This window comes from Streptomyces sp. NPDC088746 (assembly GCF_044751065.1).
Taxonomy (GTDB): Bacteria; Actinomycetota; Actinomycetes; order Streptomycetales; family Streptomycetaceae; genus Streptomyces.
The window spans coordinates 130779-145587 of the sequence record NZ_JBIVLA010000006.1 but is presented as its reverse complement, the minus strand read 5'-3'; the positions used below and the strand labels follow the sequence as shown (position 1 = coordinate 145587).

The 14809-nt window shown below is 70.4% G+C and carries 15 protein-coding genes; 4 read left to right on the top strand and 11 right to left on the bottom strand.

What is annotated here, in order from left to right; genetic code table 11:
• Nucleotides 1–21: 21 nt before the first annotated feature.
• Nucleotides 22–462: a gas vesicle protein gene (locus ACIP63_RS25785; RefSeq protein ID WP_401519885.1), complete on the bottom strand. Its 441-nt coding sequence runs from the start codon at nt 460–462 to the stop codon at nt 22–24.
• A 507-nt stretch (nt 463–969) separates the two neighbouring features.
• Between ACIP63_RS25785 and ACIP63_RS25780 the strand changes: the two genes are divergently transcribed.
• Nucleotides 970–1254 carry a hypothetical protein gene (locus ACIP63_RS25780; protein WP_401519882.1) on the top strand — a complete coding sequence of 95 codons (285 nt, stop codon included), beginning with the start codon at nt 970–972 and terminating at the stop codon, nt 1252–1254.
• A 100-nt stretch (nt 1255–1354) separates the two neighbouring features.
• Here ACIP63_RS25780 and ACIP63_RS25775 read toward each other — a convergent pair whose 3' ends face one another.
• Both ACIP63_RS25775 and ACIP63_RS25770 read right to left on the bottom strand, forming a co-directional pair.
• Nucleotides 1355–2743: a class I SAM-dependent RNA methyltransferase gene (locus ACIP63_RS25775; protein WP_401519879.1), complete on the bottom strand. Its 1389-nt coding sequence runs from the start codon at nt 2741–2743 to the stop codon at nt 1355–1357.
• Between the two features lie 111 nt (nt 2744–2854).
• Complete coding sequence (locus ACIP63_RS25770; RefSeq protein WP_401519876.1) at nt 2855–4903, bottom strand: APC family permease; 2049 nt, start codon at nt 4901–4903, stop codon at nt 2855–2857.
• Between the two features lie 366 nt (nt 4904–5269).
• Here ACIP63_RS25770 and ACIP63_RS25765 point away from each other — a divergent pair, with 366 nt between their 5' ends.
• Together ACIP63_RS25765 and ACIP63_RS25760 are read left to right on the top strand one after the other, a co-directional pair.
• Nucleotides 5270–5938 (top strand): TrkA family potassium uptake protein, encoded by a 669-nt coding sequence (locus ACIP63_RS25765; protein WP_014153600.1) that lies wholly within the window; start codon nt 5270–5272, stop codon nt 5936–5938.
• Nucleotides 5938–6615: a potassium channel family protein gene (locus ACIP63_RS25760; RefSeq protein WP_401519873.1), complete on the top strand. Its 678-nt coding sequence runs from the start codon at nt 5938–5940 to the stop codon at nt 6613–6615. Before ACIP63_RS25765 ends, ACIP63_RS25760 begins: the two co-directional genes overlap by 1 nt.
• Before the next feature lie 125 nt (nt 6616–6740).
• Here ACIP63_RS25760 and ACIP63_RS25755 read toward each other — a convergent pair whose 3' ends face one another.
• The 8 genes from ACIP63_RS25755 to ACIP63_RS25720 form a co-directional block, all read right to left on the bottom strand.
• Nucleotides 6741–7586, bottom strand: coding sequence for a DUF3159 domain-containing protein (locus ACIP63_RS25755; protein WP_401519870.1), 846 nt, complete (start codon nt 7584–7586; stop codon nt 6741–6743).
• A gap of 3 nt (nt 7587–7589) precedes the next feature.
• Nucleotides 7590–8006, bottom strand: a complete 417-nt coding sequence (locus tag ACIP63_RS25750) for an OB-fold nucleic acid binding domain-containing protein (RefSeq protein ID WP_393762080.1) — start codon at nt 8004–8006, stop codon at nt 7590–7592.
• Between the two features lie 70 nt (nt 8007–8076).
• Nucleotides 8077–8784, bottom strand: coding sequence for a response regulator (locus ACIP63_RS25745; protein ID WP_104789635.1), 708 nt, complete (start codon nt 8782–8784; stop codon nt 8077–8079).
• A gap of 58 nt (nt 8785–8842) precedes the next feature.
• A complete protein-coding gene (locus ACIP63_RS25740; protein WP_401519866.1) occupies nt 8843–11386 on the bottom strand; it encodes an ATP-binding protein in 2544 nt (847 codons plus the stop codon).
• 138 nt (nt 11387–11524) lie between these two features.
• Nucleotides 11525–12259, bottom strand: coding sequence for an ABC transporter ATP-binding protein (locus ACIP63_RS25735; protein WP_401519863.1), 735 nt, complete (start codon nt 12257–12259; stop codon nt 11525–11527).
• A gap of 153 nt (nt 12260–12412) precedes the next feature.
• Nucleotides 12413–13180, bottom strand: coding sequence for a DUF3710 domain-containing protein (locus tag ACIP63_RS25730; protein WP_401519860.1), 768 nt, complete (start codon nt 13178–13180; stop codon nt 12413–12415).
• A 1-nt stretch (nt 13181) separates the two neighbouring features.
• Nucleotides 13182–13709, bottom strand: a complete 528-nt coding sequence (gene dut / locus ACIP63_RS25725) for a dUTP diphosphatase (protein WP_401519857.1) — start codon at nt 13707–13709, stop codon at nt 13182–13184.
• A complete protein-coding gene (locus ACIP63_RS25720) occupies nt 13709–14293 on the bottom strand; it encodes a PaaI family thioesterase (RefSeq protein ID WP_401519855.1) in 585 nt (194 codons plus the stop codon). Before ACIP63_RS25720 ends, dut begins: the two co-directional genes overlap by 1 nt.
• A gap of 58 nt (nt 14294–14351) precedes the next feature.
• Between ACIP63_RS25720 and ACIP63_RS25715 the strand changes: the two genes are divergently transcribed.
• Complete coding sequence (locus ACIP63_RS25715) at nt 14352–14807, top strand: DUF3093 domain-containing protein (RefSeq protein ID WP_401519852.1); 456 nt, start codon at nt 14352–14354, stop codon at nt 14805–14807.
• Nucleotides 14808–14809 lie beyond the last annotated feature (2 nt).

Here is a 14809-nt window from a genome sequence, read left to right as displayed (position 1 = left end):
AAGGGGGCCGGGCCGACCGTGTCAGGCACCATCGCGCCGCCGCTCGGACGCACGCTCCGTACCTGCGGACCGGCGCTTCACCCCGTCCTGGGCGCCGGACCCGGCGTCCACAGCGGCCGGCATGGCTGTCGCCGACAGGGCCTTGGCGCTGCGCCAGCCGCACCAAGGGCACATCTCGTCGAGAAGCTGCTGCATCGCCACCCTCTTGCCGCAGTCGGGGCACGATTCGCGCTCTTCCATGGCCTCTCGCCAGGCCGCAGTCTCCAGGTCCGTACCGGCTGGAAACTCGAGCCCGTAGCGGGCGGCGGTCTCGAAGGAGGCCAGCGCCGCCCGCAGTCTGATGCCCAACAACTCGACGCCGGCGACGGACACCATGATGTCGGCGTTGAGCACCAGCCCCTTGTCCAGCAGGACCTCGACGACGTGGGCAAGGCTTCCTTCGCCGCCCCGCTGTGGCTCCATCGCCCGGAGGTTACGGCCTGACTGAACGCCCTGGGCAGGGCGCTGGAGGGCAGTCCCCGTCAGCTCCCTCTCGGCTCCTCCACCCGCATGCTGTCGCTCGTCCATGGTGTCACTCCTTACCGGACCGGGGAGCAATATGCCCGTGCTGTACACCCGGTCGGCTTTCACGTACGAGGCGGCCCAGCTGCTGGTGTCGCGCCGGCCCGGACCGCACAACGGCGCTCGCCCGTAGCCCTCGCCCTTGGTCAGGGAGGCACACGCCTTCGCGCTTCAGGACAGCGAACCCCAAGGTCACGAGGGCCTTCCAACCTCCGAGCGGTGGAATCTCGGAGCTGGAGCGTCATGCATGCCGGCCCCCACGGACGCTCGAGGGCGACAGCAGTTGGGTACCGAACGCGGAAGTCAGGGCCGCAGGAATTCGTGACCACGACCGGGGTGTCTCCCCGCCGGCCACGACGGGGCGGAGTCTCAGTTACGGAGTAACGGGCCACCGGCGACGGCCCGCCGATGCATGGCACTCCAGCCACGGTCACAGGCGCCGATCGAGGGCTTGACACCCCGCGGCGCGATCGAGATCGCCGGACGGGTGCGCAGCATGTCCGGTGCCGACGCGGCAGCCTCGCCGAGGACCTGGACATCCACGAGTGGTTCGACCGGCGCGCCCTGCGGGACGGCCGGGGCGTGTCCGGCGGGGTGCGCCGGCGGACCGCGTTCCCGATGGCCGCGGTCGCGCCCGTCCCGCTGGTCATCCTCGACGAGCCCTCCATCGACGTCGACGCATCCTGCTCATGAATTCGCAGGCCAGCGGCCTTTCGAGGGCCGATCCGTCCGCTCGACCCGCTGCACGGAGGGAAACAGGTCGAACAACCCACCCGGACCACAAAACTGCAGGTCAGGCACCCTTGTCAGCAGGCTCCAAAATCGCCACGCACTCCACATGGTGCGTCATCGGGAACAGGTCGAACGCCCGCAGCGTCCGCACCTTGTACCCGCCCTCCGCGAAGTACGCGATGTCCCGCGCCAGTGCCGCCGGGTCGCACGCCACGTATGCGATCTTGCGGGCGCCCAGCGACGCCAGGTGCTTGACCGTGGCCTTGCCCGCGCCCGCGCGCGGCGGGTCCAGGACGATCAGGTCGCACTCGGTGATGCCCGTGCGCGGCAGTACCTGGTCGACCTTGCCGTGTTCGATACGGACCCGGTCCAGGTCCTTCAGGTTGTGGCGGGCGTCCTCGACGGCGCGCTTGCCCGACTCGATGCCCAGCACCGCGCCCTTCTCGCCGATGCGCTGGCCGATGGCGCCGGCGAACAGGCCGACACCGCAGTAGAGGTCCAGCGCCATGTCGTTCTTGCGCGGCAGCAGGCCCTGCATGACCGCGCGGACCAGCGTGTCGGCCGCCTGCGGGTGCACCTGCCAGAAGCCGCCCGAGCCCACGCGGTACGTACGGTCGTCGGCGCGCTCACGGACGAAGGCGCGGCCGTGAACCCGGTGGACGCCGCCGTCCTTCTCGTCGACGCGGAGCACGGAGACCGGCTTGTCGAGCTCTACGAGCGGGAGGCGGCCGCCCTCGCGGGGGGTCAGGATGACCTGGCGGTCGTGGGAGCCCGTGGCGGAGATGGCCTCCACCGTGGCCATCTGCGGCCAGTCCTGCTTCTCGATGCCGAGCTCGGAGACGCCGGGAGCGGCGATCAGGCAGTGGTCGATCGGCTGGACCTCGTGCGAACGGTGCTTGCGCAGTCCGACCAGGCCGTCCGCGTCGACGGCGTACTGCACGCGGGTGCGCCACGCGGGGACCTCGCCCGGCGGGAGCTTGTCGCCCTCGGCCGGCATGACCGTGCCGTCCCAGCCGGCCTCCTCGGGCGTGAGGCCCGCGAGGCGCTGGAGCTGCTCGGCGATCACTTCGCCCTTGAGGCGGCGCTGGGCGCCGGGCTTGGCGTGCTGCCAGTCGCAGCCGCCGCACTTGCCGGGCCCTGCGTACGGGCAGGGGGCCTCGACCCGGTCCTTGGAGGCCTCGATGACCGTGACCGCGTCGGCGCGCAGGAAACGGGAGTCGCTCCCGCCCTCGGTGACCCGGGCGACGACCTTCTCGCCGGGGAGGGTGTGGCGCACGAAGAGCACCTGGCCCTCGGACGTGCGGGCGATGCAGTGGCCGCCGTGGGCGACGGGGCCGACCTCGACCTCGTACTCCCGGCCGATCAGGTCCTCCCCGGCCTGTGACTCCCTGGCCTGTGACTCCCCGGCCTGCGACTCCCCGGCCTGCGACGACGTTGATTCGTTCTGCATGAGGGGGTGGCTCCAGAGGTCAGGAAAAAGGAAAACGGCAAAACGGCCGGACAACAGCCCACCAGTCTACGTGGGCGGAAGCCGGCCGCTTACCACAGGCGGAGCGCGGAGTCAGCCCTTCTGGTTCGGATCCTTGTGACGCCGCTCCACGGGACCGCGACGCACCGACCCGGGGGCGATCCAGTCCGCACGCCTCCTGGCCCGCACCTTCGCGGCCTCGGAGGACTCCAGCTGGTAGGGCACGGAGGTCACCATCACGCCCGGCGTGAAGAGGAGCCTGCCCTTGAGCCGCAGCGCGCTCTGGTTGTGCAGCAGGTGCTCGTACCAGTGGCCGACCACGTACTCGGGGATGTAGACGCTGATCACGTCGCGCGGGCGGTCCTTGCGCAGGCTCTTGACGTAGTCGATGACCGGCCGGGTCACCTCTCGGTAGGGCGAGTCGAGGATCTTCAACGGGATGTCGATGCCACGCCGCTCCCAGTCGTTCCTGAGCGCCTTCGTCTCGTCCGGGTCGACGCTGATGGACAGCGCCTCCAGCTGGTCCGAGCGCACCAGCTTGGCGTACGACAGTGCGCGCAGCGTGGGCCGGTGGAGCTTGGAGACCAGGACGATCGAGTGGACCCGTGAAGGCCTCATGGTGTCGTCGGACGGGGTGTCGGACGCGGCGATCTCCTCGGCGACCCGGTCGTAGTGCTTGCGGATCGCGGTCATCGTGCCGAAGAAGATCACCATGCCGAGCAGCGCGACCCAGGCGCCGTGGGTGAACTTGGTGGCCAGGACGACGACCAGGACCAGTCCGGTGAAGAACGCGCCGAAGGTGTTGATCGCCCGGGAGCGGACCATGTGCCGGCGTGCGGCCGGGTCCTTCTCGGTACGCAGATGGCGGTTCCAGTGCCGCACCATGCCGGTCTGGCTGAGTGTGAAGGAGACGAAGACACCGACGATGTAGAGCTGGATCAGCCGGGTCGAGTCGGCCCCGTAGATCCAGACGAGCAGGATCGCGGCCCCGGCGAGCAGCACGATGCCGTTGGAGAAGGCGAGCCGGTCACCGCGGGTGTGGAGCTGGCGGGGCAGGTAGCGGTCCTGGGCGAGGATCGAGCCGAGGAGCGGGAAGCCGTTGTACGCGGTGTTCGCGGCGAGGAAGAGCACGAGGGCGGTGGCGGCCGCGAGGAAGACGAAGAAGAACGTCCCGTCACCGAAGACCGCCGCGGCGACCTGGGAGATGACCGGGTCCTGGGTGAAGTCCGCACCCACCGCGACACCGTTGTGGAGCAGGTCCTTCGCGGGGTTCTCCGCCATCTTCACGTCGGTGGCCATGGCCAGGCCGATGATGCCGCAGAACATGGTGACGGCCAGCAGGCCCATCGCCGCGAGGGTGGTCGCGGCGTTCTTGCTCTTCGGCTTGCGGAAGGCGGGGACGCCGTTGCTGATCGCCTCGACGCCGGTGAGGGCCGCGCATCCGGAGGAGAAGGCGCGCAGGAGCAGGAAGACGAGGGCGAAGCCCGCGAGCCCCTGGTGCTCGGGCTTGATCTCGTAGTCCGAGGTGGGCGCGTGCATGGTCTCGCCGAGGGCCAGCCCGCGGAAGGCGCCCCAGAGGATCATCACGAAGACCCCGGCCACGAACAGGTAGGTCGGGATGGCGAAGAGCTTGCCCGACTCCTTGACGCCCCGGAGGTTCATCAGCGTCAGCAGCACGATGGCGCCGATGGCGCAGGACGTCTTGTGCTCGACGACGAAGGGGATGGCGGAACCGAGGTTCTCCACGCCCGAGGAGATCGACACGGCGACGGTGAGGACGTAGTCCACGAGGAGGGCGCTGGCGACGGTCAGACCGGCCTTGGGGCCGAGGTTGGTGTTGGCGACCTCGTAGTCGCCTCCCCCGCTCGGGTACGCGCGGACGTTCTGCCGGTACGAGGCGACGACGGTGAACATCAGGACCACGACCGCGACCGCGATCCACGGACTGAAGTGGTAGGCCGACACGCCCGCGATGGACAGCACGAGGAGGACTTCTCCGGGTGCGTACGCAACGGAGGACAGCGGGTCGGATGCGAAGACGGGGAGCGCGATGCGCTTGGGGAGGAGCGTCTCTCCCAGCTTGTCGCTGCGCAGCGCCCGGCCGATCAGGATCCGTTTGGGCACGTCGGTCAGTTTGGACACGGTGAGGATCGTAAGCGCTGCTGGGACACGCCGCCGAAGCACCACCCCCTCGGCACCCGGAAAACCTTCATAATTACCCGCCCTCACCGCAAAAGTCCATGGAATCCTTAACGAAATCCTTGCGGTGCGGACCGGCCGCGGCCCTCGGTGGCTCCCCCTCCCGCCCAGCGGCGCACCTCCCTTTGCTCATCGCCCTGCGGGATACGCACACTCGGATGAGGCGGTGCGGGCGTCGCCGCATAAGCTCATCCACGGGCAACGCCGAAGGTGGTTGCCCGATTGTTTGCCCCGCAAGCTGAGAGAGAAGTGTGAGCAGGGTGTTTTCGCAGGTCATCCGGACGACCAGGACGGCGAGGTAGGCGCAAGGTGCACATCGTCATCATGGGCTGCGGGCGCGTCGGAGCCGCTCTCGCGCAGACCCTGGAGCAGCAGGGGCACACGGTCGCCGTGATCGACCAGGACCCCACGGCGTTCCGCCGGCTCGGTTCCGGCTTCGGCGGCAGGCGGGTCAGCGGGGTCGGCTTCGACCAGGACACCCTGCGTGAGGCGGGGATCGAGGAGGCCGGAGCGTTCGCGGCCGTCAGCAGCGGCGACAACTCCAACATCATCGCCGCCCGGGTGGCCCGCGAGATGTTCGGCATCGAGAACGTCGCGGCGCGTATCTACGACCCGCGGCGTGCCGAGGTCTATCAGCGTCTGGGCATCCCCACGGTGGCCACGGTCCGCTGGACGGCGGACCAGATGCTGCGGCGGCTGCTGCCGTCGGGCGCGGAGCCGCTGTGGCGCGATCCGAGCGGTGGTGTGCAGCTCGCGGAGGTGCACACCACGCCGTCCTGGATCGGGCACAAGATCAGCACACTGCAGGAGGAGACGGGCGTCCGTGTCGCCTTCCTCACCCGGTTGGGTGAGGCCATACTGCCCACGTCGCAGACGGTTCTGCAGGAGGGCGACCTGGTCCACGTGATGATGCGTACGGACGAGATCGCGAAGGTCGAGGAGGCCTTTGCCGAAGGTCCCGAGGAGGGCGGTCACTGATGCGCGTCGCGATTGCCGGGGCCGGCGCGGTGGGCCGTTCCATCGCGGCCGAGCTGCTGGAGAACGGGCACGAGGTGCTGCTGATCGACAAGGCGCCGACCGCCATCTCGGTGGAGCGCGTCCCGATGGCCGAGTGGCTCCTCGCCGACGCCTGCGAGATCACGTCGCTCGACGAGGCGGCGCTCCAGCGGTGCAACGTCGTGATCGCCTCGACGGGTGACGACAAGGTCAATCTGGTCGTCTCACTGCTGGCGAAGACCGAGTACGGCGTCCCGCGGGTCGTGGCACGGGTGAACAACCCGAAGAACGAGTGGCTGTTCAACGAGTCCTGGGGCGTCGACGTCGCGGTCTCCACTCCGCGTCTGATGTCCGCGCTGGTCGAGGAGGCGGTGAGCGTCGGCGATCTCGTCCGGCTGCTGCGCTTCAGCCACGGCGACGCCAACCTGGTCGAGCTGACGCTGCCCCCGGAGTCGGCGCTGGCCGGCATCCGGGTGAGTGATGTGGCCTGGCCCGAGGACACCTCGCTCGTCACGATCATCCGCGGCACCCGGGTGCTGACGCCGAGCCCCGAGGAGACCCTGGAGGCCGGTGACGAGCTGCTGTTCGTGGCCGCCCAGGCCCGCGAGGAGCAGCTGGAGGACCTGCTGTCGGTCCGCCGCGAGCCCGACGAGGACTGAGGCAGGGCTGAGCGTCCCGAGCACACGGAAGGGGCCCGGGCCGTACGTCGGTGACGTACGGTCCGGGCCCCTTCCTGCGGGTTACGGCTCCTGCGAGCCATGGCGAAGCCCCGGCCCGGCCGAACTCAGTCCGTACGGCGGTGCCTGGCGGGACCGGCGTCGCGCTCCGTGCGGGTGAGGCCCGTGGTCAGGTCCTGTTCGGCCTGCGCGAACCCGGGGGCCAGGCTGTCCTCGACCGCCTTGCGGGCCTTGCGGTCCTTCTCCGTCTGCTCCTCCGCCTCCATCTCCGCGAAGACGTCGATGGGCGGCGGCGCCTTGGCCAGGAAGACCCACGTCAGATACACGGCGAGCAGGAACGGCGGGATCTTGAGCGCGACCAGCACCCATCCGAGCTGGGCGGTGTCGGCCCACCAGTACAGCGGGAAGAGGATCGCGCACTTGGCGAGCAGGATCAGTCCCCAGGCGTAGCTGGCCTTGGCGTACGCCTTCTTGCGGCCGGGGTTCCTGGTGCGCCAGGAGAGGTTCTCCTTGAAGACCGGGCCGAGGATCAGCCCGATCAGCGGCAGACCCGCGAGGGTCGTGACGAGGTACGCGAGGGCCAGGCCGAGCGTGTAGATCATGCCCGGCAGGTAGAAGTCCTTGGCGTTGCCCGTCATCTTCGCGAAGAGCACACCGAAGGCCACACCGAAGACGCCGCTGAAGGCGTGCTTGACGGTGTCCTTGCGGAGCAGCCGCACGACGACGAGGACCAGGGAGACGGCCAGCGCGGCGATCGCCGAGGCCGTCAGATCCTTGTTGACGGTGAAGATCGTGACGAAGAGCAGCCCGGGCAGGACTGTCTCCACCATGCCGCGCACGCCGCCGAAGGCCTCGAAGAGCGCGGCTTCCGTGACCGCCTTCGCGTCGGCGTCCTGCTGGTCGGTGCGGTGGGGCTGGTCCGTTTCGGACGTCGGCTTGTCGAGAGACGTCACCGGCTACTCCTTGCCGAGCGGTCGGAGTTCGTATTTGGGATTGAACAGCACCCGGCGGCCGTGGCTCATGGCTACGCGGCCCGACGCGATGAGCTTGCGGCCCGGCTCGATGCCGACGATGGAACGCCGGCCCAGCCAGACCACGTCGAGCGGCGCGGTGCCGTCGAAGAGCTCCGCCTCCAGGGCGGGCACTCCGGCACGCGGGCGCAGGGTGACCGTCCGCAAGGTACCAGTGACCTTGACGATCTGGCGGTCCGAGCACTCGGAGATGCGCGTGCAGCCCGAAGCGTGCGTGTCCTCCCGCAGCTCCTCGGACTCCAGGTCCTCCTGGGAGCTGGACAGCCGGTCGAGCATGCGGCGGAAGCGGCCGGACGGCCTCGAGGTCCCGCCTGACTTCTCGGATCGGGGAACAGCGCTCATACCCGAAGGGTACCGGTCTCCTGTGGTACGGGCGGGCACGGACGGATGCCACCCGAACGAGTGAAGCCGATCACTCCGGGACGGACCGTCCCCGCTCGAAGCGGTAGCCCATGCCGGGTTCGGTCACGAAGTGCCTGGGGTGCGAGGGATCGGCCTCCAGCTTGCGGCGCAGCTGCGCCATGTAGACCCGCAGGTAGTTGGTCTCGGTGCCGTACGAGGGCCCCCAGACCTCCTGGAGCAGCTGCTTCTGGCTGACGAGCCGACCGGCGTTGCGGACGAGGACCTCCAGCAGGTGCCACTCGGTGGGAGTGAGCCGCACGTCACGGCCCTCACGGTGCACCTTCTTCGCCGACAGGTCGACGGTGAACCCCTCGGTCTCGACGACCACCAGGTCGTCGCCGACGTCCTGGCCGACCGGTTCCGCCCGGCGCACCGCGGCGCGCAGCCGGGCCAGCAGCTCGTCCATGCCGAACGGCTTGGTGACGTAGTCGTCGGCACCGGCGTCCAGGGCCTCGACCTTCTCGTCGGAGGTGTGGCGCGCCGACAGCACGAGGATCGGCACCCGGGTCCAGCCGCGCAGGCCCCTGATCACCTCGACGCCATCCATGTCCGGCAGCCCGAGGTCGAGGACGACGACGTCGGGGTGCCGTGCCGCCGCGAGCTGGAGGGCGGTCGCCCCGTCGGGCGCCGCGTCCACCTCGTACCTGCGCGCCTTCAGATTGATCACGAGGGCGCGCACGATCTGCGGCTCGTCGTCGACCACGAGCACCCGGGTCATCGCGGACCTGCCTTTCCTGAAAACGTGTACGGGACGGGGGTACGCCGCCGCGGGGATCTCACGAGGCGACGCGCACGGGTGGTACGGGGCCGGCCCGCACCTGCCCCGGCGCGGCCGTGAGCCTGAGGACCATGGTGAGACCGCCGCCCGGGGTGTCCTCGGCGTCCAGCGTGCCGCCCATGGACTCCACGAAGCCGCGGGCGACGGCGAGCCCGAGGCCGACACCGGCCCCGCGCGGGGCGTCTCCGTAGCGCTGGAACGGCTCGAATATGCGTTCCTTGGCCTCGTCCGGGACTCCGCGGCCGCGGTCGGCCACCCGCAGCTCGACACGTTCGCCCAGGGCGCTTGCGGCGACGGTGACGCGTTCCCGGCCGGTGCTGTACTTCACGGCGTTCTCGACGATGTTGGCGACCGCCCGCTCCAGCAGTCCGGGGTCCACGGCGACCATGGGCAGCGTCTCCGGGATGTCCAGATCGACGCTGCCCTCGGGTACGCCGCCGAGGGCCATCGGGACGACCTCGTCGAGGTCGAGCTCGCGGATGAGCGGGGTCACCGTGCCGGTCTGAAGGCGCGACATGTCGAGCAGGTTGCCGACCAGGTGGTCCAGGCGGTCCGCGCCGTCCTCGATGGCCGCGAGGAGCTCCGCCTCGTCCTCGTCGGACCAGGAGACGTCGTCGGAGCGCAGGGAGCTGACCGCGGCCTTGATGGCGGCCAGCGGGGTACGCAGGTCGTGGCTGACGGCGGCGAGCAGCGCGGTCCTGATCCGGTTGCCCTCGGCGAGCCGTCTGGCCGCCTCCGCCTCCCCCACCAGCCGCTGCCGGTCGAGCACCACGGCGGCCTGCGCGGCGAAGGCGCCCAGGACCCGGCGGTCCTCCGCGGGCAGCACGCGGCCGGAGAGCGCCAGCGCCATGTGGTCGCCGACGGGCATGTCCACATCCGCGTCGTCGGGCCGTGCCACCGGCGCGGGCCCGACGGATCCGGCGCAGGTCCAGGGCTCGACGTCGCTCTGCCGCTCCAGGAGTGCGACGGATTCCATACCGAAGGTCTCACGGACCCGGTCGAGCAGGGCGTCCAGGGCCGTCTCGCCCCGCAGGACGCTGCCGGCGAGCGTGGAGAGGATCTCCGACTCGGCGCGCAGCCGTGCGGCCTGGTGCGTGCGCCGGGCCGCCAGGTCGACCACGGAGGCGACCGCCACCGCCACCGCGAAGAAGATCACGATGGCGACGAAGTTCTCCGGGTCCTGGACGGTCAGGGTGTGGGTGGGCGGTGTGAACCAGTAGTTCAGGAGCAGGGATCCCGCCGCGGCGGAGGCGAGCGCGGGGGCCAGGCCCCCGAGCAGCGCGGCGGCGACGGTCAGGAAGAGGAAGAGCAGGACGTCGTTGGCGAGACCCGGCCCGTTCTCCATTCCGTGCAGGAGCAGGGTCAGGAGAGCCGGTCCGCCGACGCCGGCGAGCCATCCCGAGACGATCCGGGTGCGGCTGAGCCGGACCCCGCGCGCGATCGGCAGTCCACGCCCCTTGGCGACCTCCTCGTGCGTGACGATGTGCACGTCGAGGTCGGGTCCCGACTCGCGGGCGACGGTGGCGCCGACCCCGGGGCCGTAGATGTACTGCCAGGTCTTGCGGCGGCTGGAGCCGAGGACGATCTGGGTGGCGTTGACGCCCCGGGCGAACGCGAGGAGCGCCGACGGTATGTCGTCGCCGATGACGTGGTGGAAGGTGCCCCCGAGGTCCTCCACGAGGGTGCGCTGGACGGCGAGCTCCTTCGGCGAGGCGGAGGTCAGTCCGTCGCTGCGGGCGATGTAGACCGCGAGGATCTCGCTCCCGGAGCCCTTCGCGGCCATCCGGGAGGCGCGGCGGATGAGCGTACGGCCCTCCGGTCCTCCGGTCAGTCCGACGACGATGCGCTCACGGGCCTGCCAGGGGGCGCTGATGTCGTGTTCGCCGCGGTACTGCTGGAGGTACTCGTCGACCCGGTCGGCGACCCAGAGGAGGGCCAGCTCGCGCAGGGCGGTCAGGTTGCCGGGGCGGAAGTAGTTGGACAGGGCGGCGTCGACCTTGTCGGACTGGTAGATGTTGCCGTGGGCCATACGCCGGCGCAGCGCCTGGGGCGACATGTCGACAAGCTCGATCTGATCGGCGCGCCGGGCGACCTCGTCGGGGATGGTCTCCTGCTGCCGCACTCCGGTTATCGACTCCACGACATCGCCGAGGGACTCCAGGTGCTGGATGTTGACGGTGGACACCACGTCGATGCCGGCCTTGAGGAGTTCCTCGACGTCCTGCCAGCGCTTGGCGTTGCGGGAGCCGGGCACGTTGGTGTGGGCGAGCTCGTCCACGAGGGCCACGGCCGGCGCCCTCTCCAGGACGGCGTCGACGTCCATCTCGGCGAAGACGGCGGAGCGGTATTCGATGTCACGGCGCCGGATCTGCTCCAGGCCGTGCAGCAGCACCTCGGTGCGCGGGCGGTCGTGGTGCTCGATGAACGCGACGACGCAGTCCGTGCCCCTCTCCACCCGTCGATGGGCTTCGGACAGCATCGCGTAGGTCTTGCCGACGCCGGGTGCCGCACCCAGGTAGATCCGTAGCTTGCCGCGTCCCATGGCCCCATTGTCTTCCCTGAACCGGCCGCCGCGGATACGGGGAGCCGGATTCGAAGCTACCCCGGGAATTTCTCGCACCGGGGCAGGAGGGGTGCGCCGGGGGTCCGTATTGACGGGATTCTGACGCGGCTCAGCAGGTCAGGCGTGCTCGACGATGTGCCCGTCGCTGAGCTCCAGGACCCGGTCGGCGAAGCCGAGCAGCTGCGGATCGTGGGTGGCGACCAGGATGGTGACGCCCTCGCTGCGCACGACGGCCCGCAGCAGCTGCATGACCGCGAGCCCTGTCTCGGCGTCGAGCTGCCCGGTGGGCTCGTCGGCGATCAGGAGGGCGGGCCGGTTGGCGAGCGCGCGGGCGATGGCCACACGCTGCTGCTGGCCCCCGGAGAGCTCTCCGGGGCGCTGCTGGGCGTGGTCACCGAGGCCCACCAGGGAGAGCAGCAGCGCCACGCGCTCCTCACGCTCGTGCGGGTCGGTCCTGCGCAGGCGCATGGGCACGCCGACGTTCTCCGCCGCGGTCAGGATCGGGATCAGGCCGAACGACTGGAAGATGAAGCCGACCCTGTCCCGGCGGAGCTCCAGCAGCCCGTCCTCACCGAGCCCGGAGAGGTCCGTGCCGCCGACGGTGATGCGGCCGCTGTCCGGTGTGTCGAGCCCGCCGACGAGGTTCAGCAGGGTGGTCTTGCCGGATCCCGAGCGGCCCTTGAGCGCCACGAGCTCTCCGCGCGGGATCTCGAAGGAGACCCCCCGAAGGGCGTGCACGGCCGCAGCGCCGCTCCCGTACGAGCGGTGCAGGTCCTCGACCCTCACCATGGGACCGTCGGCCGGGCTCTCGGCCAGGGCCGTGCCGGTCTGTCCGTCGGTGGTCCGTGTCATCGCTCTCCCCCGTGCGTACGCCGCCGTGCGTACCGCTCTGCTCAGGCAGCGGCCAGTATGTGCATGAGGCAGCCGGTGAGGCAATGGAACGGCCGGTGGGCCGCGCCCCCTCCCCGGGGCGCGGCCCACCGGCCGGAACGGACTGGGGTGCGGTCAGCGCACCTCGGTGATCTCGGGCCCGCGCTGGAGCTGGCCCATACCGCCGGAGAACTTCGAGCTCTCCTGGTCCTCCTGCTGCACACCCTCGGGCACCATCTGGGCGTCGTTGGGGAGCTTCAGGACGATCGGGTCGCGAGGCGCCATCGGACCGTCACCGCGCACGACGACGGTGTCCTGGAAGATCGTCTCCAGCAGCCCGGCGGCCTCCGGCTGGACGGCGCCCTGGCCGGAGATCACGCCGCGCAGGAACCAGCGCGGTCCGTCGACGCCGATGAAGCGCACCAGCTGTACGCCGTTCTTCCCGTCCGGCAGCTGTACGGGGACCTGGGCGCGCAGCTCCCAGCCCAGCGGGCCCTCGACCTCGTCGATGATCCCGCCCTGCTGGGTGATGCCCGAGGCGATCTCCTCGCGCACCTCACCCCAGATGCCCTCCTTCTTGGGAGCGGCGAACGCCTGCAGCTGGACCGCGCTGTCGCGCAGCACGACGGTCGCCGCGACGATCGCGTCACCGGCGACCTCCACGCGGAGCTCCATGCCCTCGACCCCGGGCACGAAGATGCCGCCCAGGTCCACCCGGCCCTCGCCGGGCTGGGAAACCTCGGAGATGTCCCACGGCCCGTCGGGGCGGGGAGCCGGCGGAAGGTTTGTACGGCGCGAGCCGCCCTCGGCGGTGTCGTCGAGCTCGTCGGCGACCTGCTCGGCCTCGCGCGCTTCGTCCACCGTGTCCTTGGCGGAACCACTGTTCTTGCGACGTCCGAACACGTCAACGTCCTTCCCGGTCGGATACGACCGAAGCGTAGCTGTTCCCACCCTGGGTGTTACCGCCCGTGACGCCGTCCACTGCGGCGTGACCGCCGGTGGATCCGAAGCCCCCCTCGGCCCGCGCCGAGCCGGGGAGTTCCGTCACCTCGTGGAAGCGCACCTTCTCGACCTGCTGGACGACCAGTTGGGCAATCCGGTCGAACCGTTCGAACCTCACGGTCTCGCGTGGGTCGAGATTGACCACGATGACCTTGATCTCTCCACGGTACCCGGCATCGACCGTCCCCGGGGCGTTCACGAGGGCCACTCCGCAACGGGCAGCGAGGCCGGAGCGGGGGTGGACGAAGGCGGCGTAGCCGTCGGGCAGGGCGATCGACACCCCGGTGGGGAGCACCGCCCGTTCGCCCGGGGCGAGCTCGGCCGCCTCCGTGGTGACCAGATCGGCACCGGCGTCACCCGGGTGTCCGTATCCGGGAATCGGCACGTCCGGGTCGATCCGGCGGATGAGTACGTCGACGGGGTGGCGCATCAGGGGTTCACCTCGAAGGCGCGGGCGCGCCTGACCTGGTTCGGATCGGACATCGCGGCCTGGATCTCCTCCGGCCGTCCGTTGTCGGTGAAGTGCTCCACCTTGACCTCGATGAAGAGGGCTTCCGCACGGACCGCGACAGGTCCTTCGGGGCCGCCGGTCCGTCCCGTCGCACGGCAGTAGATCTTCCGGCCGTGCACCGCGGTGACTTCGGCCTCCAGGAAGAGCACCGTGTCGACGGGCACCGGCAGGACGTAGTCGGTCTCCAGCCGGCCGGTCACCGCGATGACCCGCAGCAGCCAGCTCAGCGCGCCGAGCGTCTCATCCATCGCCGTGGCCAGGACACCGCCGTGTGCCAGCCCCGGAGCGCCCTGGTGGGCGGGCTTCACGGTGAACTCGGCGGTGACGCTCACACCCTCTCCGGCCGTCGCCTGGAGATGCAGTCCGTGCGGTTGCCCGCCACCACAGCCGAAACAGTGTTCGTAGTGGGAGCCGAGGAGCTCACCGGGCGCGGGAGCATCGGGATGGCGGACAGGCTTCACCGCGTCGGCCGGGGGTGTCAGACGTGCAGATGTTCCACTCACAGCCGCAGACCTTACCCGCGCGGCCGACCGCGGGTCGCGCCGTGCCAAGCTTGCTTTCATGCAGCCTTCCGCACCTCCCTTCGACGAACGTCTCGCCGCACCCCGCTCGTGGTGGCTCATCGCCTTCGGAATCGGCGTCGCCTGTGCGCTGATGCTCCTGCCGCTCGGTCCCGTGCCGATGCTCGGCGGCCTGGTCGCCGGTGCGGCCGCGGCATGCGTGGGCGTGAGCTCGTACGGCTCCGCGCGCATCCGGGTCGTGGCGGGCGCCCTCGTCGCCGGCGATGCCCGGATCCCCCTGGAGGCACTGGGGGACGCCGAGGTGCTGGACGGGGACGAGGCGCGCGCCTGGCGCTCGTACAAGGCGGATCCCCGGGCGTTCATGCTGCTGCGCAGCTACGTCCCGACGGCGGTGCGGGTGAAGGTCACGGATCCGGCCGACCCGACGCCGTATCTCTATCTGTCGACCCGGGAGCCGCAGGCTCTGGTGGCGGCCCTCGCGCCCGTACCCGCCTGAGC

Excerpts from the sequence above, each read along its gene's own strand:
- ACIP63_RS25785 (WP_401519885.1), bottom strand. The coding sequence starts at position 462 with ATGGAGCCACAGCGGGGCGGCGAAGGAAGCCTTGCCCACGTCGTCGAG.
- ACIP63_RS25775 (WP_401519879.1), bottom strand. The coding sequence starts at position 2,743 with ATGCAGAACGAATCAACGTCGTCGCAGGCCGGGGAGTCGCAGGCCGGG.
- ACIP63_RS25760 (WP_401519873.1), top strand. The coding sequence starts at position 5,938 with ATGCGCGTCGCGATTGCCGGGGCCGGCGCGGTGGGCCGTTCCATCGCG.
- ACIP63_RS25740 (WP_401519866.1), bottom strand. The coding sequence starts at position 11,386 with ATGGGACGCGGCAAGCTACGGATCTACCTGGGTGCGGCACCCGGCGTC.
- ACIP63_RS25715 (WP_401519852.1), top strand. The coding sequence starts at position 14,352 with ATGCAGCCTTCCGCACCTCCCTTCGACGAACGTCTCGCCGCACCCCGC.
- ACIP63_RS25750 (WP_393762080.1), bottom strand. The coding sequence starts at position 8,006 with ATGAGCGCTGTTCCCCGATCCGAGAAGTCAGGCGGGACCTCGAGGCCG.
- dut (WP_401519857.1), bottom strand. The coding sequence starts at position 13,709 with ATGCGCCACCCCGTCGACGTACTCATCCGCCGGATCGACCCGGACGTG.
- ACIP63_RS25745 (WP_104789635.1), bottom strand. The coding sequence starts at position 8,784 with ATGACCCGGGTGCTCGTGGTCGACGACGAGCCGCAGATCGTGCGCGCC.
- ACIP63_RS25735 (WP_401519863.1), bottom strand. The coding sequence starts at position 12,259 with ATGACACGGACCACCGACGGACAGACCGGCACGGCCCTGGCCGAGAGC.
- ACIP63_RS25780 (WP_401519882.1), top strand. The coding sequence starts at position 970 with ATGCATGGCACTCCAGCCACGGTCACAGGCGCCGATCGAGGGCTTGAC.